Here is a 22,725-nt window from a genome sequence, read left to right on the forward strand (position 1 = left end):
ACCTGTTCCCCGGCTTAGTTAGTGCGCAGGTGGCCTTTACCACGAGCGACAGACAAAAAGAAGTTTAACACCAGTGCCAGAATTAATAGCACCATACCCAGGGCAACACCTTGAGCGAATGCGCCTTTTGAGCTTTCTAGCGCAATGGCGGTCGGGATGTTGCGGGTTGAATTCATAATATTGCCGCCAACCATCATGGAACAGCCGACTTCGGTAATGATGCGGCTGAATGATGCAATGACTGCGGCAAGCAGTGAGAAACGGCTTTCCCACATCAGGCTGCCGAATGCTCTCGGATAGCTTGCGCCCAGTGTGATGGAAGTTTCCCAGGCACGTCGGTCACTGTGCTGAAAGGCCGCGTGCATCATGGAGACGAGGATAGGGAAGCAGATCAGCATCTGGCCCAGGATCATCGCTTGTTGAGTAAAGAGCATTTTCCAGTCGCCAAGTGGCCCTGATCGTGAGAGCAGCATATAAAGCAGCAGGCCGATAACCACTGTTGGGATTGACTGAAAAGTATTAAATAGAGACAGAAGCAGCCAGCGCCCAGGAAATCTGCCGTAGGCGAGGGCGAATGCAATAAGCAAAGCCGGCAGCAGCACAATACTGATTGCCAGCAGAGATACAGAGAATGAAACACCAACGATCCCCCAGAGAGCGGGATCGCCGCTCAGCAAAAGCTGAACGGCTTGTTGGCTGGTTTGCCAGATAGTCATTTATTATCAGATAGCATCTGCGACAAACAGCTGTTCACCGTGTCGCTTGTAGTTATTGATCATTTTTTGTGCTTTCGGATTTACCAACCAGTCGCTGAAAGTTTTCGCGCCCTGGTAGTTGATGTCCGGGTAGCGGCTTGGGTTTACCAGAATAACCTGGTACGGGTTGAACAGACGCTCGTCGCCCTGAACCATGATGGCAAGGTCTAGCTTGTTTTGGTATGCCAGCCAAGTACCACGGTCTGTCATAGTGTAGCCCTGAAGCTCAGAAGCCATGTTCAGTGTCGGACCCATGCCCTGGCCAACTGCTTTGTAGCCGCCGAAGTTTGGTTCCATCTTAGTTTGAGCCCACAGGTTCAGTTCTTTCTTGTGAGTACCGGAGTCATCACCACGAGAAACGAAAGTCGCGCTGTAAGATGCAATTTTCGTCATTGCATCAGCAACATCTTTGTCGCCTTCGATTTTAGCCGGGTCGCTCTTAGGACCAACGATCACAAAGTCGTTGTGCATCAGTTTACGAGGAAGCACGCCGTAGCCGTTCTCAACGAACTTGGCTTCAGCCTTAGGTGCGTGAGTCATCACCAGGTCAACATCGCCGTTTTGACCCATGCGCAGGGATTTACCTGTGCCAGCAGCCAGAACGTCAACACTGTAGCCAGTGTCTTTCTTGAACTCAGGCAGCAAGTAGTCAAGCAGACCTGAATGATAGGTACTGGTTGTTGTTGCCAGACGGATGGTCATGTTTTCAGCGGCTTGAACTGCGCTCGCAGAAGCAAGGGCCAGAATCACAAAAGTTGTTTTTAGAAATTTCATTGGTCTTCCTGACTTAACCGTTAATGAATTAGTTCAGCGGGTAACTAGCGTAAAGTTTGAGGCTTATCGCTGAGGAGTCTTACCCGTCCGTTATAAGCGGTTCCCTTAGCAAATCGAATGCCAGGTTGCTTGTGTGACAATATTTTATCGCGAGAGCTATCAGTAACCTAATGATTTAAAACAAATTTGAGTGGGTTGTCATGATGTCAGCCCGGAATCGATGATAAACGGCTTTGACATTAATCTATGCGGTGAGACAAAATGTCGCACTCACTCCCTTAATTAAAATAATGTTATGTCTGAAACTGCAGCCTCTACCTGGTCTGCGATGTCGGTTCTCGTTGTTGATGACGAACCGGGCATGCGCGCAATTCTTAAAAAAGCCCTTGGAAAGAAGTTTGCCCAGGTCGATACCGCTGGTAGCGTGGAAGAAGCCGAAGAGCTTCGCAAGCGCTGCCATTTTGACTTATTGATCGTAGATATCAACCTGCCTGGCCGCTCAGGTATTGAGTGGCATGAAGCTTTTGATCCGTCGACACGCCGTAGTGATGTGATTTTCATGACCGGATACGCTGATCTTGAGACGGCAATCAAGGCACTGCGTGCGGGTGCTTCAGACTTCATTCTAAAACCTTTCAACCTCGATCAAATGATGCAGTCGGTAAACCGTTGCATGGAAAGGCGGTTAGTTGAACGTCAGAAATTTGCATTGCAGCGTGATGTTGAGCGTAGTCATCCGGTAGATATTATCGGCGATGCGCCGCGTACCCTGATGATGAAGAAGATGATTTCTCAGGTGGCACCATCGCTGGCTGCGGTTTTGGTTGAAGGCGAATCCGGTACGGGTAAAGAATTGGTTGCCCGTGCGCTTCACCAGTTAAGTAAACGAAATGGCCCGTTTGTGCCGTTGAACTGTGGTGCAATTGCACCGGATCTGCTGGAAAGCGAACTGTTCGGTCATGTTTCAGGGGCTTTTACCGGCGCTAAGAAAGGGCGTGAAGGTCTGTTTCGGGTAGCAAACAATGGCACGCTGTTTCTGGATGAAATCGGTGAAATGCCGTTGTCTATGCAGTCATCGCTGTTGCGGGCACTGGAGCAGAAGGCGATTCGTCCGGTTGGTGCAGAGCGCGAAGTTCCTGTTGATGTACGGATTGTGGCTGCAACTAACCGAAACCTGAAGCAGGAAGTCGAAGAAGGCCGTTTCCGTCGCGATTTATATTACCGCTTAAACGTATTGACTATAGAACTGCCTGCATTGCGTGATCGCCAGGAAGATATTCCGGCACTGGCTCACCACTTTACTCAGCAGCTGGCAAAAGATTTGGGTGTGAAGCCGGTCAGTTGGACACATGAAGATATCAGTTCCATGCAAGCCTATGACTGGCCGGGTAATATCCGTGAACTGCGAAATATGATGGAGCGCTGCTTGTTACTGGGTAAGCCACCAGCTGAATACTGGCGTGAACTGGCGGGGGATATTCCGGCATATTCGGTTGCGGATATTGAAGCAGAACCTGTTCTTGAGGATGAGAATGCTGCCGCGAACGAAAGTGCAGATGATAAACGTCCTTGTACTTGTACCAGCTTCGAAGGGAATGAAACCTTCTGTTATCCGAGCGACTGGACGCTGAAAGAGGTTGAGAAAGCCCACATCATGCAGGTTGTCGACAGCAACGAGGGCAATAAATCAGCGGCAGCACGCCAGCTTGGTGTAGCCCGTAAAACGCTTGAGCGTAAGTTTAAAGAGTGGTCAGAAGAAGACGCCTGATTAGGAAACACAGACGATGAAAACATTTTTGGCGATGTGGATTAGGCGGTTTCGCACTATGGTGCGATATCGACTTTTGCTTCTGACCTCTACCCCTATTTTTATTACGCTGTTGGTGCTGATAGCACTAACAATGTACTGGACATTTATGTACACCTGGCAGAATGCACTGAAGAATGTGCGTGCTGACCTTGCCGTTTCTCATCACAGTATGGTGCTGTTGCAAAAGCAGCAACGTATGCGCCTGACATCGCTGACAGAGTCATATGATTTTCAGTATTTAATGAGAAATGATGAAGCCGCACTTATAGACTGGGTAAGTCGCCAGGCTCGTCGTTATGATCTTGACTTTGTTGTGCTTCATCCGGCATCGGCTCTGGGGGAGTTCCCGAAATCAAATCGCCATTTATTACTGCAAGGTGAAGAGCAAACTTTTTTCCAGCGACTGAGTACTCCTGAGCTGGAAGATTTACATGCAGATTTACCTGCACGGGCGCAAATACCTTTGTTGCAAGAAGGCGCAATCGAGACTAAAGGACTGGTTAGCCGTAGTCTGATCCCGATTTTCAATGAAGATAATAATCTGCAATGGATTATCGACGGCGGTATGTTGCTGAACAACAGTACCTCCTTGGTGGATAGAATCCGTGATTTGGTTTATGCGGCTGATACGTTGCCAGAAGGTAGCATAGGTACTGTTACTCTGTTTATGGACGACGTTCGTGTCAGTACCAACGTTCCGCTCGATAGTGAAAAGCTGAATGGTCGTGCGATTGGTACCAGGGTTTCAGAGGAAGTAAGACAGGCCGTTCTGGATAAGGGAGAAACTTGGTTCGGCCGGGCATTTGTTTATGATGCTTGGTATGTTTCCGGTTATGAGCCGCTCAAAGATCACAACGACGATATTATCGGAATGTTGTATACCGGTTATTTGGAGTGGCCGTTGATTCGGATCTACCTGACCAATCTGGTTGAGCTGGGCTTCGGCATTGTATTTGTTTTGTTGGTTTCCGGTATTGTGGTTTACCGTGGTGCCCGTGATTTGTTTTTGCCGATTGAAAAGATTCACCATGTCGTCAAATCCGTCCAGGTGGGTAAAGATTGTCGAATTGGTGAGCTGGATTTGGTCGAAGACCATGAGTTGGAAATCCTTGGCCGGCAGTTTGATAGCATGCTCGATTTGTTGCAATTGCGAAATGAAGAGATCAAACAGGCTTCACTGGAGTTGGAAGATAAAGTGAAGGAGCGCACTCAGAGCCTTCACGAAAAAACCGAGGAACTTGAGCAGCATATTAAGCTGCTGAATCAGGCTCGCAGCAAGCTGGTAACCAGTGAAAAACTGGCTGCGCTTGGAGAACTGACTGCAGGTATTGCTCATGAAATTAACAACCCGACAGCAGTCATTCTGGGTAATGTCGAGTTGTTGCAGTTCGAACTTGAAGACGATGCTGAAAGGGTTAAGGAAGAGCTGGAAGCTATCCACCAGCAAATTGACCGTATTCGGAATATTACCCGCAGTCTGTTGCAATATAGCCGCCAGGGTGGGGTACAGGATGAAGTGACATGGCAGCATTTAAACCCGATTGTTGAAGAGAGTCTGACTTTGGTTCGTCCTGGTATTAAGAAGAAGGCGATTGAGATCGAAGTCAGCCTGAATGCAAGGTGCTGTGTTGAAGTAAACCGTCACCAGCTTTTACAGGTTCTGGTGAACCTTCAGATGAATGGTGTCCATGCTATGGACGGTCAGGGATTGCTCGAAGTGAAGTCAGAAGACTGGCTGGGTGAGCAAGGTGAACCGATTGGTGCTGTGGTACATATCAAAGATCACGGTTGTGGTATCAGCAAGGAAAATATCGACAGGATTTTTGACCCTTTCTATACCACGCGGCGTAGCGGTACAGGACTTGGGTTGTCAGTCAGTCAGAGCATAATCAGCCAGATTGGCGGAGAAATATGTGTTGAGTCTGAGCCGGGTGAAGGAGCAACATTTTCTGTTTATTTGCCAGAAAAGGCAATAACAGATGATAAACTTGAACTGGCTGTAGAATTATGAACTGCTGACAGTTGAAGATTTACAATCTAATAAATAATAAAGGCATGACTGGATCATGCCTTTATTATTTCTGCTAGCAGAATATTATTTTATGCGTAATTTTTTTTGCATTATGTACCCATGAAAATTAAACCGACAAACATACAAGTTAAAGAAAATAGTGCTGTCCGCCGTATAATACCCATGCGATTCGGGAATATCATTTCATCGTGTTGCATACAATTCTCCTTTATGAGCAGAATAGGTCGTTTTTATTATCTACCTCAGTATAGAACAGGATTTTCACTACTGAGAAAAGGGCTCGAACCAGCTGAGAGTTCGGAACTTGTTAATATCCATAATAAAATCGTACCTATTAAAAACTGATGTCTATAATTATGAAAAAAGGAGAGTGGTGACATTTATGAAATTGATGGTTCTGGCTATAGGTGTTTTGCTGCAATTTATAGCATTGTATATTGCTTTTTATCTGGATATGCCGGGGAATATCTATCTCGCAACTTTAATATCTGTCTTGTCAATTTGTAGTCTAATAACAATTCGGGGACTAATGGCACCGGTTTGTTTGCTCGCAGGGATTTTGATTGGTCTTTCACTTTCACATAATGAATCCGATCTTGAATTTTTGGCTAAATTAGAAAATTCAGTACAAAGCCTTTTTGTTAATGGTTCACATGCTCTCAAAAATATCGAAACAGACGCTATTACCGATTATCTACCTGGAGAGTTGGAATCAACAGCTCTTGCCCGGCAAAAATGATTGAATCGGATAAATTATTCACGCTTTTAATCATAGAAACGGAAGTATTGTTTAAGGAAGCAAGTTCACTAAGAGATTCACCAATCCGAATGTGGTGAATCGTGAATTTTTGTTTAACGTAGACACTGCTCTCCTTATTTTTGTAGAACATGTCTTTGGTTTTACTTGGAATTAATATTCGGTTATCCCTTTGGGCAAAAGTATAGCCATTAGTATAAGCAGGATTGAGAGCATATAGTTCGACACTGTTGATACCAGCATGTTGTGCGATGATATCAAGATTTACCTTTTCGTTAATAATGACTTCGGTAACAACAGGCTCTGCTGAAATCGGTGTCAGATCCAGCTTATATTTGTTTCTGTACTTAACCAGGTTAGTCATTGCCAGAAGTTTAGGTACGTATAATTGTGTTTCTGTTGGAAGTTTTAGTGCCCAAAAATCAGTTGGTTCACCTTGAGAACGGTTTTCTTTAATGGCATTTCTGACTCTTGCCTCACCTGTGTTGTAAGCAGCCAGAGCATGTAACCAGTTTTCGTCAAATCGTTCGTACAGATATTCAAGTAGATCTAAAGCGGCTTCAGTTGAAGATATGATATCCCTGCGTCCATCATAGCCGGCTAAAAATTCCAAACCAAATGTTTTAGCTGTTGGTTCAGTAATTTGCCACAGCCCGGCAGCTCCGCGGTGAGAATAAGCGAATTGATCAAATGAGCTTTCAACAAAGGGCAGTAATGCTATTTCAATAGGCATATCGCGCTTCTTCACCTGCTCATAGATATAGAACAGGAATGGCCGGGCACGTTCAGTAACAGTATCAATATGGTATTGGTTGCTTAAGTACCAGTTCTTATAGTACATAACCTGTTTATTGGGCGGGACTCTTAACGAAAAAGAATGGCCTAAAACCTTCCAAAGGTCTGTCTCAATATTTTTTGCTACTTTCCTGCTTTTTTCTTCGGTTGTCTGAAGTGGGCCTCCGGTAGCAACATAGCTGCCTTCCTGCATTTTTTTGCTGATAATACATTGACTGACAATGTTTTCCGGGAAATTATCAATGTTCATTATCAGTTCTGACTCAATTGTCGGAGGGATAATGACATCATTGAGTCCCTGGCAACCAGCCATTAAGAAAGAGGTAAGCAGGATTAACTTTAACTTCATAGTAGCAACTCGAGGATAAATTCTTGTTATTAGTCACGACACCACTGGAAAAATGCGTTAATCAAAAAAATTAAAGCCATCTTATATTTATAGCAGCATAAAAATACAACGAAGTGTTTTTATCTAAATTTTGCTTCTCGATCCAAATGATGAGAAAGGTTAAATCTAAAGATTGAGACAGGGTTAATTTACTGATTTGGCCAAGTGTTTCCTGTGCTTGTATTAGACTTAAGCTTACTGTTGTGAAGGTTATTAATAAGCGTTCTCGCGGTTGTCGTTTGATATACAAGCAGGAGCAGTAATGATGTCTGATTCTATTTATCCGGTGGGTATAGTATTGAAAATTCGCTGTAGTACTTACTGGCATTACGGCATCTCTGATGGTGAAGGCGGTGTTATTCATAATTCGAAGAAAAGACTTCGAGTTCAAATTGATTCTCTGGATGATTTTACTGAAGGAAGGGAGATAGTGGTCAGTTCTATAACCAGTGAGAATCCAAGGCGGGCCTTTCATTATGCAAAAAAACATATTGGACGGCCTTATAACCTGTTTAACCAGAATTGCGAGCAGTTTGTTCGCGAAGCTCACGGCCTTGATGTTGAGTGTACCCAGTTTCAGAAGCTTCTGGTGACGTTGACAGGCAGCTATATGGTCGTTAGAGGTGAACAACCAACAATGAAAATGGCAGGGATAGGGATGTTACTGGGCGCGTTGATGTCTCCGTCTGAGCGTTCTCCTTACGGAGGGGCGGCAACAGGAGCCAGGGCTGTAGTGAAAAGCTCCATGTATGTTTCTCAGATGCTGAGAAAATTGAATATGTTATGACTTAATGAATTGTGAACAATTGGATCTTCGGCACAGAAAAATTCATATTATGCAAGTATGTTAATAATAAGTAATTGAGTAAATGCACTAATTCGAGCGAGTTTTTCTGTGACTATTTTAATTGAACGTAATCATGACTTTCCTATGGATAAGATCACCACGCTGTCAGAGCAGATCGCCGGAGAGCTTGAACAGGAATATGGACTGACCTGGGCATGGCAGGAAAACAAACTGATGATTAATCATGCTTCAGCAAAAGGTTTTTTGCAGTCAGATGAAGGAAAGATCACCATTGAGCTCAGGTTATTGGGCTTTGCTGCAAGTTTGTTCGCACCCACGATAGAAAGCCACATATCAGAACGGTTGGATCAGCTGTTATTACCCAACTGATTCATTTAGATTGGCCGCTTCGGCCTCAATAGATCCGATTTGAATTAAAAAGAGCCTTGAAAGAGGCTCTTTTTATATCCTCTTGTGACCTTCCTTCCAGCCCGCCTGCTAAATCGAAAATATTTGATCAAGTCCACGATAAATCCTTGTTTTAGGGAGAACATTCTAATTGAAATTCTTAATCTTAAGTCAAGCAGTCAGGCAATACCCACTGGCTGACAAGTTGTCTCAGATATTAGGAGGACACACTCATGGGCATCTTTAAACAGACTGCGGAAGAATCTAAAAAAGAGCAGATTCGTGACGCTATGGTCTACAACATCTGGTTAGCTGGTTTGGGCGCTTATGCAAAGAGTGCAGATGAAGTTAATCAATTGTCTGATAAAGGCAAGAGCTTATTTGACGAGTTGATCGAGCGTGGTCGTGCGGTTGAGTCAAAAACTAAAGAACGTGTACATACTGCGCGTAGCCACACTTCAGTTGCTATTGAAGAACGCGTACACAACATGGTTCAGAAGTTGATCGGTATTGATAACGAACGTTTGGATCGTGTCGATGACAAGATTGATCACCTGACTGCAAGCATTGAAGCTCTTGTTGAACGTCAGCAAGTAGCTAAACCAGCTGAAAAGAAAGCTGAAAAACCAGCACCTCGTGCCAGAAAAGCAAATGTTGCTCGCCGTAAGCCGGCACCAAAAGCAGCAACACCAGCTGAAAAGAAAGAGCCAGCAGCTAAGGCAGCAACTGTAGCGGCAAAACCAGTTCCAAAAATTGAGCCTGCAGTAGCAAAGCCAGTAACTGAAAAGGCTGATCAAAAAAGCCAGTAGTTGATGCAAGCTACTGATTGAACTTAGCCGGTAACGGCATAACGGTCAGGTATCAGATGAATAAGACCTGATACCTATCAATAGACTTTATGTAATCCAGCGTATTAACGCGGGGGGATAAAATTATGAGCGATAACACAGTAGTTAAAGCGGCTAAAAACGTCGTAGAAAGCGGTGAAGGTATTGCACGCAACATCTGGCTTGCTGGTTTGGGTCTGTACAGCCGCAGCCTTGATGAAGCACAGCAAATTAACGAGAAAACTAATCAAATGTTCGACGAACTTGTTGAACGTGGTAAAGAAGTCGAAATTCAGGCTAAAGAATGCATTGGCAAGAATGCAGAGAAAGCAACAGATGAAGTTGAGGCAGGCATGAATGATTTGTTCTACCGTCTCAGCGGAGTTGACCGTGAGAAGCTTGAGCGTATGGACGAGAAAATCGACAAGCTCACTGCTGCGGTAGAGAAATTGGCAGAAGCAGAGTAACTGCCAGTTCGGGGTTACGTTCATAAAGCCAGCCAGACGATAAAGTAACCCTGTTTTAGGTCTAACTGCCTTTCCCAGTCTGTAGGTGGTTAACCTTTTAGGTTGCGCGTGGGCCATGCACGCGCACCTTTTTTCATTGCTATGTTGCAATTTTGTTATATACACTCGCCAAGAAAATACCAAACTGCATAAAAAACCGTTGAACTAGGCGTAATATTTCGGAAATTTTGTGATGTTTTACCGCCATGTATTGACCAAACGGGCTTTTTAATCCTACATTTGTTACTGAATTGTAATAAAGGTGGCGTTTATGGATAGTTGGCGCAATAGGGCTTTTAACAAGGTTTTGTTTCGAATCATGCGACAGCGACTCGCCGGTTGTAACACTACTGACGAGATGCGTGATTTGATTTTAAGTATTGATAGCTATGGCGCCTTAATCAGTGCTCCACGGGGAATGGAAGTAACCCCGACTAAGTTTGCTGACACCCCTTGTGACTGGATTGATATGCCACATAGTAGTGGTAATAAGATTATTGTTTATTTTCACGGTGGCGGCTTTTGTTTCAGTAGTCCCCGTATTCATAATGCCTTTCTGGCCCGCCTGGCGAATGCTACCAAATCACGCGGTTTGATGGTTAATTACAGCTTGGCCCCTGAACATCCTTATCCGGCGGCACCAAACGAATGTTTTGCCGTGTACCGGGCATTGTTGATGCACGGTTATCATCCCAACCAAATTATTCTTGCCGGTGACTCTGCTGGTGGAAACCTTACCCTTACAACCTTACTTAGGTTACGCGATGCAAATCTTCCTATGCCAGCGGCTGCAATTATGATTTCGCCTGTTACGGATATGGCCGTAACGGGTGAGTCCGCTTTCAAGAAGTGTAAGGATGATCCATTTTTCGATTTGAGTACGCTGTTGCTGATGCGTAATAACTACATTGGTACGCAGAATCCCTGTGATCCTGATATTTCGCCTTATTACGCACAACTTCATGATCTTCCCCCCATGTTTCTTACCGCTGGGACAGAAGAACTGTTGATGGATGATTCCATTCGATTAGCTGAAAAGATAGGTGAGGCTGACGGAGATATCACGCTTCATGTGGTAAAAGGGGTACCGCATGTGTACCCGTTGTTTTATCAGTTAAGCGAAGCCAGAGATGCGATAAAGCTGATGGCGAGTTTTGTTCAGGAAAAATACAAAGAAGCAAAAGCAGAAGTAAAACCTGAACATAAAGAAGCTAGCTGATTTTTATTTTTTTAGGGAAAGCTCCACTTGCGATACGGATTTTTAATTACTGGTTATTTTGTATTTGTAAGTTCAGAGAGCTTCTGTCGCTGGTAATGCCAGGCAGAATCTGACACTTTTCCGCTTTTGCCGGTCTGAATCCATTTTTTGATTCGGCCGGCATCGCCGATTGGGGTTAGTTTGCCATACGCGTCCAGCATCACCATGACTAGTTTTTTACCATCGACGTTAGCGATCATTGCCAGACAGCGTCCGGCAACATCCAGATAACCAGTTTTGCTTAAGCCAACTTTCCACTTTTTACCCCGAACCAGAGCGTTAGTATTGGTGTAGGCAAGCTTATACCTTGGCTTTTTGAAATAAGCTGTGTGTACAGAGGTTGTGCTGTATTTGCGAATCTGAGGGTATTTGTAAGCGGCTTTGACCATTTGGGCGATATCAGCCGCGGTAGAGACGTTATCCGGGCTCAGTCCCGAGCTGTCAACAAAGCGTGTGTTCTTCATGCCTAAAGACCGGGCTTTTTGGTTCATTGCCTTAATGAAGGCATCGTAGCCTCCCGGATAGCTTCTGGCCAGAGCAGCAGATGCCAGGTTCTCAGATGACATGAGTGCAATTTGAATGGTTTCTCCTCGGCTTAACTGTGAATCCATTCTGATTCGGGAATAGCCGTTATAGATACGCTCTTTGTCTCTGGGCTCAAAGGTGATCTTTTCTTTTAGCGATAGTTTCGAATCCAATACCACCATAGCTGTCATCAGTTTAGTCAGAGAAGCAATTGGCATAATCAGGTCGGCATTTTTTTTGAAAAGAGTCTTGCCGGATTTCAGATCAGTGACATAGGTGCTGACTGATGCTGTTTCAATTTTCTTTGGATCGAGCGTCGAGGTCTTTGCCGATACAAAGTTCGATGTTCCGGCCAAAATTATATAAAAAATCAGCAAGATGGCTTTGCCCACAGTGACTCCTTGGCATTTTATGATGAACACTAACTATTGAGTAGTTAATCATTCCCTCAATTCTTAAACAGTGCAAGTTATGATTGTGTAAAGATGACAGTAAAAATATGTATTAAGCTACAAATGCTGATGTTAGCTTGCTTTGACGGTGGGATTGTCTGAGCGATGAGAATGAGCCAGCACATTCGCAGGTTAGTTTAGGATATGCCCCATAATTGCTTTGGTTTTTAGCATAGTTAAGGGGCACGTCTAGTATTGTTAGAAATTATATGTCAGTCGGACAGGGGTCGAGATATCCTGAATGGTTGATTCTTGGTGGCCATCAAATCTTGCCAGAATCGCGTATTTGCCTTTGGCTAATTTGACGCTGATATCGCTGCCGGTTCCAACGGGCAGCCCGTCGACATAAAAGCTGGCAGCTTTGTTACTCAATAGATGAATACTGAATGATTCGACTCCAATCTCTTTGATGATCTGTGCTTCTATATTTTCATTGTATTGAACAAATAAGTTGAAGTTAGCACGATAGTCAACGTTACCGTCATAATCCATCAAAGCAGACTTAACCTGGAAATTGTTATTGCTGCTGGTGATAGAAAGCTGTCCGAAGTGATCTTCAATGGCTTTATTGATCAGTTTGGATGTCGTCTGTTTGTTTTCGAAACAGGCGCGAATTGACTGATAAGGTGAGCACTTGATCTTACCTGCTATCGTCATAGGAAGTGGATTAGAGAACTCTTTTTTAAGGCGGTTGACGACGTTGTCTTTAAGAGAGGATAACTTATTGTTGTAGATTTCTTTCGATTCACGCAGAGCTTCGTTCAATAGCGCTATTTTCTCGTTGTGGTGCTTAAGTTGTTTCTGGTTATGTTGAATCTGTTTTTGGCTCTGCTTGATGCGTTTCGACGCTTTTTTCATCGCATCAAAGTAGAAGTCTGTCTTTTCTTCAGTACCAGAGAGCATTTCGTTGCTGAGTTTTTGTTGGTATTCCTGATAAAGCTGCTTTTCTCGCAAAATGGTCGATTTGAGTTTTTCAGTTTGTGAGCTGAGAGTGAAAATACTGCTATTTACTTTAGCAAGCTCCTTAAGTTCAGTGGTGTTACTGTATTGGGCTCTGACTTGCTTCACTTGCTTGGCTTCAGCCTCTGTTAACAATGAAGTTGCATGGCTGGTAAAGGGAGCAAGTATCGAAGCAATAAGAAAAGCGTGTTTGAACATGAGACGGTTAACCTTTGACAAGTGATTCATATGAATCTCAGATATGGCTAATTTGTTGTTATTTATAATCGACACATCTGTAAATAGGCAGGTAGTTTAATGACCATACCGGATAAATGTCATGCTTTTTGTTTTTTTAGACTTAAAAAATTATACATTTATCAAACTTTTGAGCTTCAACATGGGGTTGAAATCAAAGAAAAAGGCCTCGTGCACAGGTCTGGTGTTATAGGAATGAATGCTAGTCGAACTGAGCATGGGCGAATTAACGAGTTTATTTATTCAATGCTGTGTCTGTTTGATGACCTCCTCAAATATTTTATATGCAACAGATTTGTCTCTCTTCTACACTGGATTTAAAGAGTAAGTAAACAATGTGATAACAACTATCGTCATGTCGGATTGATGATGTTTAATTTTGTAGAGGGATATAAATTATGAAAAGGATGCTGCTGATATCTATCTCATTGGTGACGATTTTTTTTACCTCGTTTTTTACCGCGATGGCTTTTAGCCAGCAGTTGATCATTGGCGCAGTTAGCAGTGAACCCAGCGAAGAAATTGAAACGTTTCTACCTTTCAGCCAATACTTAGCTGAACATTTGGAATCCGCTAACATCGAAAGTAGCAAAGTAGTGATAGCTAGCAGCCCCTCTGATATGGCGAACTTATTTTCTGAAGCTAAAGTGGATATCTATATCGATAGCCCTTTGAGCGCATATAGCGTTGTTCAAAATGCTGGTGGAAAGTTTTTGCTCAGGCGTTGGAAAAAAGGAACATCAGAATACAATAGTACTATTTTTGTCAGAGCAGACAGCGATATTAAGACGCTGTCTGATTTGAAGGGGGAAGTGCTGGCGTTTGAACGTCCTCATTCGGCTTCAGGATATTTGTTACCCAAGTTAGATTTGATGCAGTTAAATTATGATCTTGATGAGATTAAGCGTATTAACCAGCATTCTTCACAGGAACAAATTTCCTATATTTTCAGCAATGATGACGAAAATACTTTCTTTTGGGTTCAAAAGGGATTGGTAAATGCTGGGGCGATGAGTACTGCAAAATTTAATGAAATGAATCGTGATAACTCACAAAATATGCGAGCACTGCACATTTCATTTAATATTCCTCGTCATGTAGTGGTTTATCGTAGCGACCTTGACCCTGAACTTGTTGATAAAATCCGTCTGGTTTTGCTCGAGTTTGATAAGTCAGACTTGGGGAAAAAAGTACTTAAGCAGTTCGAAAAAACAACAAAATTTGATGAGATTCCATCCCAGTTTACTGAGATGTGGCCAAGATTATTACCTTTGTTGGAAGCTGAGTTGGTTACACAATGAAGATAACGGTAAGAAGTCAGTTAATTATTTTTGCCACTTTAATTACCTGTGTGGTTGTTACAGGGGTTATAGTCTATACATTATACTTTGGAAAAATACATAAACTCTCTGCTTATACCAATAACAGCTTGCATACGAATAATGTATTGGCTCATTCAATCGTAAATCCTCTTTATTTTTCAGATCTTAAGTCTCTAAAAAATCAGATGAGTTACGCATTATTTAATCCTAATATGATGTGTGCAGTGATTCGTGATGCATCATATTCTATTATTGCAGAGGCTAGTCAGTCTGGTTTTGCTGACTGCCCTGAAGATGTCTATCAACTTAGTGGTGAGTTTCAAACTAAGGTACCGGCTATTGTACGTAACGATGACGGTTTGTTTATTTGGCAGGTGATTATGATGCCGAATAATGAACTGGTTGGTTACCTCCTTGTGGGATTCACCCTTGAGCATATTGAACAATCTATTAGCAATGATTTGAGAGCATATTTGTTACTCACTGTGTTATCGCTGATTATTGCCTTATTGTTTGCCTATATGTTTTCACGGTTCTTTAGCCAACCGCTGACGCACATGGTTCAAGTTTCTCAGGATATTGGACGAGGGGTGTTAAACAGCAGGGTTACAGCAATGAGGAATGATGAAATTGGTGATCTTTGCAATGCCATTAACACCATGGCAGAGAATTTAAAAAAGGTCACTGTTTCAAAGGATTACCTCAATACTGTGATCAATTCACTGGGAGAAATGCTGTTTGTCATCGATAACAAACTGAACGTTCGACAGGTGAATGCTCAGGTAATTGATGTGCTGGGCTACAGTCAAGAAGAGTTACAGGTGAAGTCGTTACCGTCACTTTTTGCCTCAGCTGACTTTGCCATGATAGCTGATAATGAGATTTTAGATTATCTTGAATCAGATGTAATTGAAATTACGCTTCAGAGCAAACTTAATAAAGTTGTTCCCATTTTATTATCGACATGTCAATTAAGCTCAGAAAAAGAAGGTTTACATGGTTATGTGTGTATCGCCAGGGATATTACTGAACGAAAGTTAGCTGAAGAGCAACTACAGCAATATAACACTGAGCTGACATTAAGTAATCAGGCGTTAAAGATAGCGCAAGATCAGTTGATTCATTCTGCAAAAATGGCTTCTATGGGGGAAATTACAGCGGGTTTGGCTCATGAAATTAATCAACCACTTGGAGCTATTCAGTTAAATGCAGAGCTAATACAGGTTATTGCAACAGAAGAAGAAAATATTAATCCTGAAGAGCTTGCCGAAATTTACAATAAAATACACCGGCAAATAAATAGAATAAAAAGGATAGTACAACATCTTAAAACATTTAGCCGTGATGATAAGGTCGTTGAGTTTAATGAAACAGATGTTGTTGGTTTAATAGAGGACTCACTGGTTTTGTTCTTACAGCGATTTAGATTAAATAAAATAAAGCTGATTAAGGACATTTCGTTGGATATGCCAAAAGTGGAATGTAATAGAATTCAGATTGAACAGGTATTAACTAACTTATTAACAAATGCTGAGCATGCAGTAGCAAATTCAGTGGAAAAAGTCATTCAATTAAGAGCTTATAGTAAGGATGGTTATATCGCTATTGATGTTGAAGATAATGGTTGCGGCATTCCTGATGAGCACTTGAACAAGATCTTTGATCCTTTCTTTACCACAAAGCAAGTTGGTGAAGGGACAGGACTTGGGATGTCAATTAGCTACGGTATTGTTCAGTCTCATAAGGGTAAGTTGACTGTAAGAAGTAAATTGAATAAAGGAACAATTTTCACATTGCTGTTACCAATTAAACAGAATCATCAAATTCAGTCGGATGAAGTAGTTCGCTTACAGGGAGAAAGCCGATGAAAGTATTATTGATAGATGATGACCAGGATTTTAATGACGCAATTTATCAACACCTAAATCGAAAAGGTTTTGAGGTTCACACCGCTTATGATGGAATACAGGGTTTACAAAAATTTAAATCATTGCAACCTGATCTCGTCATCACAGATATCGTTATGCCAGACCAGGATGGTCTTGGTTTTTTGATTTCTATCCGAGATAGTAATAATAATTTCCCGTGTAAGGTGATAGCAATATCAGGCGGTGGCCGTATAGCCGGGAAGACATACCTTGAAATGCTAAATCATTTGGTGTTGATGCTATCTTAAGTAAGCCTTTTTCCTTTAAAGAACTATATTGTGTTTTAGGGCAGTTAGGGCTTGCTACTGCAAACTGAATTTGAGGTATCAACCTTAATGAAATAGTGCCATGCGTAGGCATGGCGCTATGAGTATGATATCTATCAATAAGATGGATATCAGTTAACTAATTCATCTAGCAAATCCTGATGCGTATAGAAAGGTGATTCTGCTGATTCGGTCAGGTACGGCTCGACCATAGAAATCAGGCGCAATACACCGGCACGGATCAAGTCTGTCTCACTGTACTTGTCATCAAGCAGAGTCTGATAGTTAAGCCAGTTTAGGCTAACCAGCAGTAAATTATCAGCTAGCAGAGGCAAGCTTTTATCGTCACACTTAAGTTTGCCGAGGCTAATAAGGTGCGCCAGCATATCATTACTCAGTGTACGAAGCTTGAGGATCAAAGTACGGATTTTCCGTTTGATCTGAGGGCTTTGACCGTTGAGCGTATCAAGGTTTCTGAACAAGAAACGGTAATGGGTAAACAGCGCCATTATGGTGTGCATAAATGGCCAGTAATCATCAAAATCCTGGACCTGTTTCGGGTATTCATTGCTGATTGTCGTCAACGAGTTTTGAAGCTCGGAGATAAGCGTAGCAACGATTTCGTCTTTCCCCCTGAAATGGTAGTAAAGATTACCCGGGCTGATCCCCATTTCTGTTGCAATGATCAGGGTGCTGACCTGCGCGATTCCGTCGCGGTTAAACAGGTCTAGGCTGACTCTTAAAATCCTGTCACGGGTTTTCATTGTCTCTTCCTTGTGTTCCGGAAAGGTAGCTGAACACGCTGTTTTAAATGCAAGTGGCCATAAAAGGCGTTGCTTAGGTGAACAGCTACTTCTCCCGTTAACTTGTTAGACGATTACTCTGTAACAAGGTGCGGCAGTTTTTCGCGAAGGAAATCGTATTCTGCCTGCATCTGGCTCTTGATATCGTCACAGATGAAAGATACAAGTGTGCTACCGATCAGAGGTACAGATGACTTAACGGTAACAGACACATTATTCTGAGTGCGGATACCGGTTTCATTAGGTTCGCTAAACATCATCTGGCCGGAGATAGTGGCCGGTACACCGATGATTTCCACCTTCATGTGACACAGCAGTTGTTCATTTTCCTGCCAGTGCCAGGTTTCTTTTTGCTTCACGGTGTTATAGCTACCCAGCAGGCTTTTCAGCATAGCAGGTACATTCGCCGGTACTTCACGCTGAGTTTCGATAGTGAAACCATCGTCAGTTTCTTCAATACTATTGACACGAATGTTTCTGGCACCGAGCGCTTTGTACTTATCTACAATCAGGTCATCTTCGCTGAAATAGCGCAGGATGGTATCCAGATCTTCCTTATAATCGTGAATTGCGGTTATTTGCATAGTGTTACCTTACATATGAATTTCGCGCATGATGCTGGTTAACGCCTTGGCTTCGGCAGAACCTTGTTTGCTAGGATCCGTTTTGTGTTCCTGGCCATCGGTTTCTGGCGAAATGCTGAAGCCGGCATTCATGATTAGTTCGCCCAGTTTCGGGTAAGCGCCATGAATGAAGGCGGCAAATAGGCCTAGGCGGTTTGCGATACGTTTTGGCTTCTCGATAATCGCTTTCACGATTAGGTCAGCAGCTTCATCGGAAGTCAGAAGCGGAATACCACCTTCAGCATTGCGGTAGTGGTCGGCAATCATAGGTGTTTCAACCAGCGGCATGTTGATAGTGGTGAAGTTAATGCCCTGGGTGCAAAGCTCAGTAGCTGCAGTGCGGGTAAATGAATCAAGGGCAGACTTAGACGCTGCGTAAGCAGAGAAACGAGGCTGGTTGGTCAATACTGCAATAGAGGAAATATTGATGATATGGCCGGAGTGATCTTCAACCATATTAGGTAGCAAGCCCAGAATCATTCGCAGTGAGCCAAAGTAGTTCAGCTGCATAGTACGTTCATAGTCGTGCAGGCGCTCAACAGAGTGCATGACGGAACGACGGATAGAGCGACCAGCGTTGTTGATTAGGATATCGACCTTACCATGGCGCTGCTTGATCTCTTCCAGCGTCTGCTGAGCTTCTTCATCTTTGCTCAGGTCGCATTGGTAAATAAATGCGTTACCGCCGCGACGTTCAACTTCATTACGAACTTCTTGCAGACGGTCAAGGTTACGGGCGATAAGAACCAGAGTTGCGCCGGTTTCTGCCAGTTTAAGAGCAGTGGTATAACCGATACCGGAAGAAGCACCAGTAAGTGCGATCACTTTACCTTTTACGGTACCTTTCAGAGTGCGCTCAACGTGCAGGGATGGATCCAGGTTACGCTCCCAGTAGTCCCAGATATTGTTAACGTAATCCGGAAGGCGAGGGCAGCTGATGTTACTGTCAGACAACGCGTTCAGCGTATTCGAGCAATCGAACTGAGTCGGATAGTTAAACATCTTCACTGCATCTTTAGGGATGCGCATTTCCTGGCTCAGAGCATCAATAACATTGCGCAGAACCGGTAGGTGGCCAAGCTGTTGCCAGAAGTTGTTCGGGATCATGCGGAACAGGCGCATGTCTAAGCGCATCGCCATGCGTGGCGCGTGGCCTGCTTCGGCAATCATGTTGATAACTTCACCGGCACGGTATGGATCCGGGTCAACGATGTGGAAGCATTTGTTGTCCAGCTCACCTTTATGAGCAATGTGGTCGATGGTGTCAACCACGTAATCAACCGGAACCAGGTTCAGGCGGCCACCTTCAAGGCCAAGAAGCGGAGTCCACTCAGGCAGTGAGCGACGCAGGCGCTGAATAATCTTGAAGAAATAGTAAGGACCGTCGATACGATCGGCTGCACCGGTTTGGGAATCACCGATAACAATACCAGGACGGTAAGCACGCCATGGAATGGTTGCTGTTTCCTGCACCAGCTTTTCAGCGTTGTGTTTGGTAGCGAAGTAGGCGTTTTCAAGACCTGTTGCTTCGTTGAGCATGTCCTCGCGGAACCAGCCTCGGTACTGGCCTGCAACCGCAATAGAACTGATGTAGTGGAAGCAACCGGCGTTAATCCGTTCAGCCAGTCGTAGTGTGTGTTCTGTGCCATCAATATTGGCACGCATCATCGCTTCTTCGTCAGCTTCCAGATCATAGATAGCAGCAAAGTGGAAGAAGTTAGTGATTTTGCCTGTCAGTGACTTGATGTCGTCAGCAGACAGGTTGAGGTTTGCTTCCGTGATGGAGCCACGGAACGTGTGGAACTTGTTGCGTGGAAGTTCGTATTTTTCAATCAGCTCTAGGAGTCTCTGATCGTCCGCTTCACTGAACGAAAGAACATAGATATCCCCAGGTCGTTTTGCCAGACGTCTGATAAAATTGGAACCGATAAATCCTGTTGCGCCGGTAATGAAAGAATTCATGACCACTCCTTACGCGATTTATAATTTATTTGAAGACAGAGTAATGTAGTTATACTGGTCGGATGACCGAGCCTCAGTGTGCACCTAGTGGCACAAAACCTCAAAGTAAATCACGTAAAAATCTGGACTAGATCAAGATTCCTAAAGGGAATTGCAAAAATTAGAGCATTTGCTCACATTTTGGCTTATTAGATTTGTAATTGACGTTTATATCGACATATCTAAATTCAAACTCTGAAGCACCAACTATTTGTATTACTTATGTTTTTTTGTCTGACATTTACTGTTATGGCTGAAGCTTTTTATATGTTTTCTATCAATAGAAAAACGGCATTAATAATATTGCTTCAGTGAATATAGAGACTGGAACTAAAACATGGTGAATTGGCCGACAATGTTCGCTGTCTGTTATTTATGGCAGCAGAAGCGGTTTCTGTTTTTGTGTGAGTTATGGCTATTCAGTGCAGTGTGTCTGTGAGCAGATGATGCTCCTGAAATTCAAAATGATAGCATTGTTGGTTTTTTCTGAGCTTTATTACATGAAATGATGGATTTGATCCGAGGCGACATCAAGGTGGTTTGTTGTTTTTGCTATCAGTTTGTGGTGAGTTCTTAAAAATACGGGACAAGAGAAATAAAAAAGCGAGAAGGTGTGATGTGACCTTCTCGCTTGAGTGTTTTGATTACTTACCTTGCCTGTAGCTAGGTGACGTATGTTTTTAGCAAGGATTAAGAGACGTCAGAAACGTTTAGTTCGCGCTCCAGACCTGAGTTCCAGTTCGCTCGAAGTTGTAACCGCCGAGCTGATCACCTTTGGCCTGAACTTCAGGATCGGCAAGCGCCTGTAGCAATTGCTGCTGCAGGGTGCGGAAGTAGATATTCTTCGGAATAACCAGTTCAAATGCTTCGCGACAAATCGGAATAAAGCCCAGGCCGAATTCACCTGCGGTACTCTGGCTGGCACAACCGACATCAGCCTGACCGCGGGCGATACAAGACGCAAGCTCTCGCTCACTGTTACACACATCGGCCTTAGTCAGCATATCGATGTTGAAAGCATGACCATGAAGCCATTCCTCAAGCGCACGCATACTGCCAGCACCTTCCTGACGAAGTGCCCAGCGCCAGCGGGAAGCCAGTAATTCATGCGGGCTCAGCGAACGGTTGTTAACGCATTCGGCGATCTCATGGCTCACTACCAAACCCTGTTGGCGCTCAAAGGCATGGATCAGTACCCAGTTTTTATGTCCAGGATACTGTTGAATCAGAGCCGGGTGACGTAATGGCGCTTCATCGGCATGGCCCCAGTGAATCGCACACACATCTACATGGCCTTTGCTCAGCATTGATAAGCCTTGTCGTGTACCGGTAGAGGTATAGCCGACAAGTGCAGTGCTACCCAACTGGTTAGCCATCTTGCCGACAATCATTTGCAGCAACGGGTCATCGGAACCTGCAATTAACAGACGATCGTTCAGTACGCCGTTATGACAGGACTCTAGAAGCCATTGATCTAACATTGCTTTAGGGAACAGCCATTTGCCTGTGACTTTGGTTGCTGGTAACACACCGTCGTTAGCAAGGGCATAGACTTTCTTTTCGTTAAGATCGAGGTATTCCGCCACCAGTTTGGCGTTCATGAATTCAGGAAAGCTGGTGGACATTATTCATTACCTCCGGCGTTTTCGCCTTTTACATCTAGGGTCAGATTGTCCTGGCCGTTATATACCTGGAATCGATGGCCTTTGGCGCGGGCAATCATGGTAATGCCCAGCTTTTGCGCCAGTTCATAACCCATCTGAGTTGCACCTGAACGTGACAGCAGCACAGGGATCCCCATCTGGGCGACTTTAATTACCATCTCTGAAGTCAGGCGACCTGTGGTATAGAAAATCTTGTCTTCACCTTTTTCGTCTTGTAGCCACATTTCACCGGCCAGCGTGTCGACAGCATTGTGGCGACCTACATCTTCAACAAAAGAGAGGATTTTGGTTCCGCGGCAAACGGCACAGCCGTGAATCGCACCGGCGGCTTTATAGGTCGCGTTATGATGTGTCAGCGCTTCAAGAAGGCCGTATAAACTGGATTGCGTGACACGAGGCTGGGGCAGGGTAACGCCTTCAAGTTTTTTCATTACATTGCCGTACATGGTTCCCTGACCACAACCGGACGTAACGGTTTTCTTGCTGAGTTTCTTTTCTAGCCCGTCTGTATTTTCCCGCGTAACAACGGCGGCGGAATTGGTATCCCAATCAATGATCAGTGATTCGATGGCATCAAGATCTTCGATAAAGCCCTGGTTCTTTAAATAGCCAAGTACTAATGCGGCAGGGCGCTCACCCAGTGTCATCAGAGTGACAACTTCTACCCAGTTCAGGTAGACAGTCAGAGGATGCTCGCAGGCGATTTCTTTTTCCATCATATCGCCGTACTCATCCATCACCTGAACGGTCATGGTCTGATCGACGGAAGATTTGGTTTTAATGATTTTTGGCAATTGGGTCATCAGAGATTCCTGCTGAATCTGTTCATGAGTCTATGCTCGAGAAT

21 protein-coding genes are annotated in these 22,725 nt (G+C 43.9%); 11 read left to right on the forward strand and 10 right to left on the reverse strand.

Annotated elements, in window-relative coordinates:
- Positions 1–14 precede the first annotated feature (14 nt).
- Together C942_RS21830 and C942_RS21835 are read right to left on the reverse strand one after the other, a co-directional pair.
- A complete protein-coding gene (locus C942_RS21830) occupies positions 15–716 on the reverse strand; it encodes an ABC transporter permease (RefSeq protein ID WP_007470433.1) in 702 nt (233 codons plus the stop codon).
- Between the two features lie 6 nt (positions 717–722).
- Complete coding sequence (locus tag C942_RS21835; protein ID WP_007470435.1) at positions 723–1,529, reverse strand: substrate-binding domain-containing protein; 807 nt, start codon at positions 1,527–1,529, stop codon at positions 723–725.
- Positions 1,530–1,824: 295 nt separating this feature from the next.
- On the opposite strand from C942_RS21835, the gene C942_RS21840 reads away from it, so the two are divergent.
- The 3 genes from C942_RS21840 (at position 1,825) to C942_RS21850 (ending at position 6,110) form a co-directional block, all read left to right on the forward strand.
- Complete coding sequence (locus C942_RS21840) at positions 1,825–3,297, forward strand: sigma-54-dependent transcriptional regulator (protein WP_007470438.1); 1,473 nt, start codon at positions 1,825–1,827, stop codon at positions 3,295–3,297.
- A gap of 16 nt (positions 3,298–3,313) precedes the next feature.
- A complete protein-coding gene (locus C942_RS21845; protein ID WP_007470440.1) occupies positions 3,314–5,350 on the forward strand; it encodes a sensor histidine kinase in 2,037 nt (678 codons plus the stop codon).
- A gap of 403 nt (positions 5,351–5,753) precedes the next feature.
- Positions 5,754–6,110 carry a hypothetical protein gene (locus tag C942_RS21850; protein WP_036801455.1) on the forward strand — a complete coding sequence of 119 codons (357 nt, stop codon included), beginning with the start codon at positions 5,754–5,756 and terminating at the stop codon, positions 6,108–6,110.
- Here the strand turns inward: C942_RS21850 and C942_RS21855 are convergent.
- A complete protein-coding gene (locus C942_RS21855; RefSeq protein ID WP_036801458.1) occupies positions 6,055–7,272 on the reverse strand; it encodes a transglycosylase SLT domain-containing protein in 1,218 nt (405 codons plus the stop codon). The genes C942_RS21850 and C942_RS21855 overlap by 56 nt on opposite strands.
- A 301-nt stretch (positions 7,273–7,573) precedes the next feature.
- Here C942_RS21855 and C942_RS21860 point away from each other — a divergent pair, with 301 nt between their 5' ends.
- From C942_RS21860 to C942_RS21880, 5 genes are all read left to right on the forward strand, one after another.
- The gene (locus tag C942_RS21860; RefSeq protein ID WP_007470444.1) at positions 7,574–8,098 is read left to right on the forward strand and encodes a lecithin retinol acyltransferase family protein; all 525 of its coding nucleotides are present in this window, start codon (positions 7,574–7,576) and stop codon (positions 8,096–8,098) included.
- Between the two features lie 108 nt (positions 8,099–8,206).
- Complete coding sequence (locus C942_RS21865; RefSeq protein ID WP_036801462.1) at positions 8,207–8,488, forward strand: polyhydroxyalkanoic acid system family protein; 282 nt, start codon at positions 8,207–8,209, stop codon at positions 8,486–8,488.
- A gap of 251 nt (positions 8,489–8,739) precedes the next feature.
- Positions 8,740–9,315: a phasin-related domain-containing protein gene (locus tag C942_RS24475; RefSeq protein WP_007470448.1), complete on the forward strand. Its 576-nt coding sequence runs from the start codon at positions 8,740–8,742 to the stop codon at positions 9,313–9,315.
- Positions 9,316–9,440: 125 nt separating this feature from the next.
- Positions 9,441–9,800: a phasin family protein gene (locus C942_RS21875; RefSeq protein ID WP_007470450.1), complete on the forward strand. Its 360-nt coding sequence runs from the start codon at positions 9,441–9,443 to the stop codon at positions 9,798–9,800.
- 310 nt (positions 9,801–10,110) lie between these two features.
- Entirely contained in the window at positions 10,111–11,058 is a 948-nt protein-coding gene (locus C942_RS21880; RefSeq protein ID WP_051035888.1) for an alpha/beta hydrolase, read from the forward strand.
- Between the two features lie 53 nt (positions 11,059–11,111).
- On the opposite strand, the gene pbpG is transcribed toward C942_RS21880, so the two are convergent.
- Entirely contained in the window at positions 11,112–12,014 is a 903-nt protein-coding gene (gene pbpG / locus C942_RS21885; RefSeq protein ID WP_007470454.1) for a D-alanyl-D-alanine endopeptidase, read from the reverse strand.
- Between the two features lie 258 nt (positions 12,015–12,272).
- On the reverse strand, positions 12,273–13,232 hold the full coding sequence (locus tag C942_RS21890; protein ID WP_007470455.1) for a hypothetical protein: 960 nt from the start codon (positions 13,230–13,232) through the stop codon (positions 12,273–12,275).
- Between the two features lie 437 nt (positions 13,233–13,669).
- On the opposite strand from C942_RS21890, the gene C942_RS21900 reads away from it, so the two are divergent.
- Genes C942_RS21900 through C942_RS24480 form a run of 3 tightly spaced genes read left to right on the forward strand, consistent with a single transcriptional unit; the run spans position 13,670 to position 16,769 of the window.
- Complete coding sequence (locus tag C942_RS21900; protein WP_007470457.1) at positions 13,670–14,572, forward strand: phosphate/phosphite/phosphonate ABC transporter substrate-binding protein; 903 nt, start codon at positions 13,670–13,672, stop codon at positions 14,570–14,572.
- On the forward strand, positions 14,569–16,461 hold the full coding sequence (locus tag C942_RS21905; protein WP_007470460.1) for an ATP-binding protein: 1,893 nt from the start codon (positions 14,569–14,571) through the stop codon (positions 16,459–16,461). Before C942_RS21900 ends, C942_RS21905 begins: the two co-directional genes overlap by 4 nt.
- On the forward strand, positions 16,458–16,769 hold the full coding sequence (locus C942_RS24480; RefSeq protein WP_051035889.1) for a response regulator: 312 nt from the start codon (positions 16,458–16,460) through the stop codon (positions 16,767–16,769). Before C942_RS21905 ends, C942_RS24480 begins: the two co-directional genes overlap by 4 nt.
- 149 nt (positions 16,770–16,918) lie before the next feature.
- Here the strand turns inward: C942_RS24480 and C942_RS21915 are convergent, their stop codons facing one another.
- The 5 genes from C942_RS21915 to fdhD all read right to left on the reverse strand — a co-directional run bounded on the left by C942_RS21915 (position 16,919) and on the right by fdhD (position 22,681).
- Entirely contained in the window at positions 16,919–17,551 is a 633-nt protein-coding gene (locus tag C942_RS21915) for a TetR/AcrR family transcriptional regulator (RefSeq protein WP_007470464.1), read from the reverse strand.
- A 113-nt stretch (positions 17,552–17,664) separates the two neighbouring features.
- Complete coding sequence (locus C942_RS21920; RefSeq protein ID WP_007470466.1) at positions 17,665–18,174, reverse strand: DUF2505 domain-containing protein; 510 nt, start codon at positions 18,172–18,174, stop codon at positions 17,665–17,667.
- A 9-nt stretch (positions 18,175–18,183) separates the two neighbouring features.
- On the reverse strand, positions 18,184–20,175 hold the full coding sequence (locus C942_RS21925; protein WP_007470468.1) for an SDR family oxidoreductase: 1,992 nt from the start codon (positions 20,173–20,175) through the stop codon (positions 18,184–18,186).
- A 749-nt stretch (positions 20,176–20,924) separates the two neighbouring features.
- Positions 20,925–21,839: a helix-turn-helix transcriptional regulator gene (locus C942_RS21930; protein ID WP_007470470.1), complete on the reverse strand. Its 915-nt coding sequence runs from the start codon at positions 21,837–21,839 to the stop codon at positions 20,925–20,927.
- On the reverse strand, positions 21,839–22,681 hold the full coding sequence (gene fdhD, locus C942_RS21935) for a formate dehydrogenase accessory sulfurtransferase FdhD (protein ID WP_007470472.1): 843 nt from the start codon (positions 22,679–22,681) through the stop codon (positions 21,839–21,841). The genes C942_RS21930 and fdhD overlap by 1 nt, the downstream gene beginning before the upstream one ends.
- Positions 22,682–22,725: the final 44 nt, after the last annotated feature.

This window comes from Photobacterium marinum, from assembly GCF_000331515.1.
Taxonomy (GTDB): Bacteria; Pseudomonadota; Gammaproteobacteria; order Enterobacterales; family Vibrionaceae; genus Photobacterium; species Photobacterium marinum.

Coding starts and splice junctions, on each gene's coding strand:
- C942_RS21830 (WP_007470433.1), bottom strand. CDS start 716: ATGACTATCTGGCAAACCAGCCAACAAGCCGTTCAGCTTTTGCTGAGC.
- C942_RS21835 (WP_007470435.1), bottom strand. CDS start 1,529: ATGAAATTTCTAAAAACAACTTTTGTGATTCTGGCCCTTGCTTCTGCG.
- C942_RS21840 (WP_007470438.1), top strand. CDS start 1,825: ATGTCTGAAACTGCAGCCTCTACCTGGTCTGCGATGTCGGTTCTCGTT.
- C942_RS21845 (WP_007470440.1), top strand. CDS start 3,314: ATGAAAACATTTTTGGCGATGTGGATTAGGCGGTTTCGCACTATGGTG.
- C942_RS21850 (WP_036801455.1), top strand. CDS start 5,754: ATGAAATTGATGGTTCTGGCTATAGGTGTTTTGCTGCAATTTATAGCA.
- C942_RS21855 (WP_036801458.1), bottom strand. CDS start 7,272: ATGAAGTTAAAGTTAATCCTGCTTACCTCTTTCTTAATGGCTGGTTGC.
- C942_RS21860 (WP_007470444.1), top strand. CDS start 7,574: ATGATGTCTGATTCTATTTATCCGGTGGGTATAGTATTGAAAATTCGC.
- C942_RS24475 (WP_007470448.1), top strand. CDS start 8,740: ATGGGCATCTTTAAACAGACTGCGGAAGAATCTAAAAAAGAGCAGATT.
- C942_RS21875 (WP_007470450.1), top strand. CDS start 9,441: ATGAGCGATAACACAGTAGTTAAAGCGGCTAAAAACGTCGTAGAAAGC.
- C942_RS21880 (WP_051035888.1), top strand. CDS start 10,111: ATGGATAGTTGGCGCAATAGGGCTTTTAACAAGGTTTTGTTTCGAATC.
- C942_RS21890 (WP_007470455.1), bottom strand. CDS start 13,232: ATGTTCAAACACGCTTTTCTTATTGCTTCGATACTTGCTCCCTTTACC.
- C942_RS21900 (WP_007470457.1), top strand. CDS start 13,670: ATGAAAAGGATGCTGCTGATATCTATCTCATTGGTGACGATTTTTTTT.
- C942_RS21905 (WP_007470460.1), top strand. CDS start 14,569: ATGAAGATAACGGTAAGAAGTCAGTTAATTATTTTTGCCACTTTAATT.
- C942_RS24480 (WP_051035889.1), top strand. CDS start 16,458: ATGAAAGTATTATTGATAGATGATGACCAGGATTTTAATGACGCAATT.
- C942_RS21915 (WP_007470464.1), bottom strand. CDS start 17,551: ATGAAAACCCGTGACAGGATTTTAAGAGTCAGCCTAGACCTGTTTAAC.
- C942_RS21920 (WP_007470466.1), bottom strand. CDS start 18,174: ATGCAAATAACCGCAATTCACGATTATAAGGAAGATCTGGATACCATC.
- C942_RS21925 (WP_007470468.1), bottom strand. CDS start 20,175: ATGAATTCTTTCATTACCGGCGCAACAGGATTTATCGGTTCCAATTTT.
- C942_RS21930 (WP_007470470.1), bottom strand. CDS start 21,839: ATGTCCACCAGCTTTCCTGAATTCATGAACGCCAAACTGGTGGCGGAA.
- fdhD (WP_007470472.1), bottom strand. CDS start 22,681: ATGACCCAATTGCCAAAAATCATTAAAACCAAATCTTCCGTCGATCAG.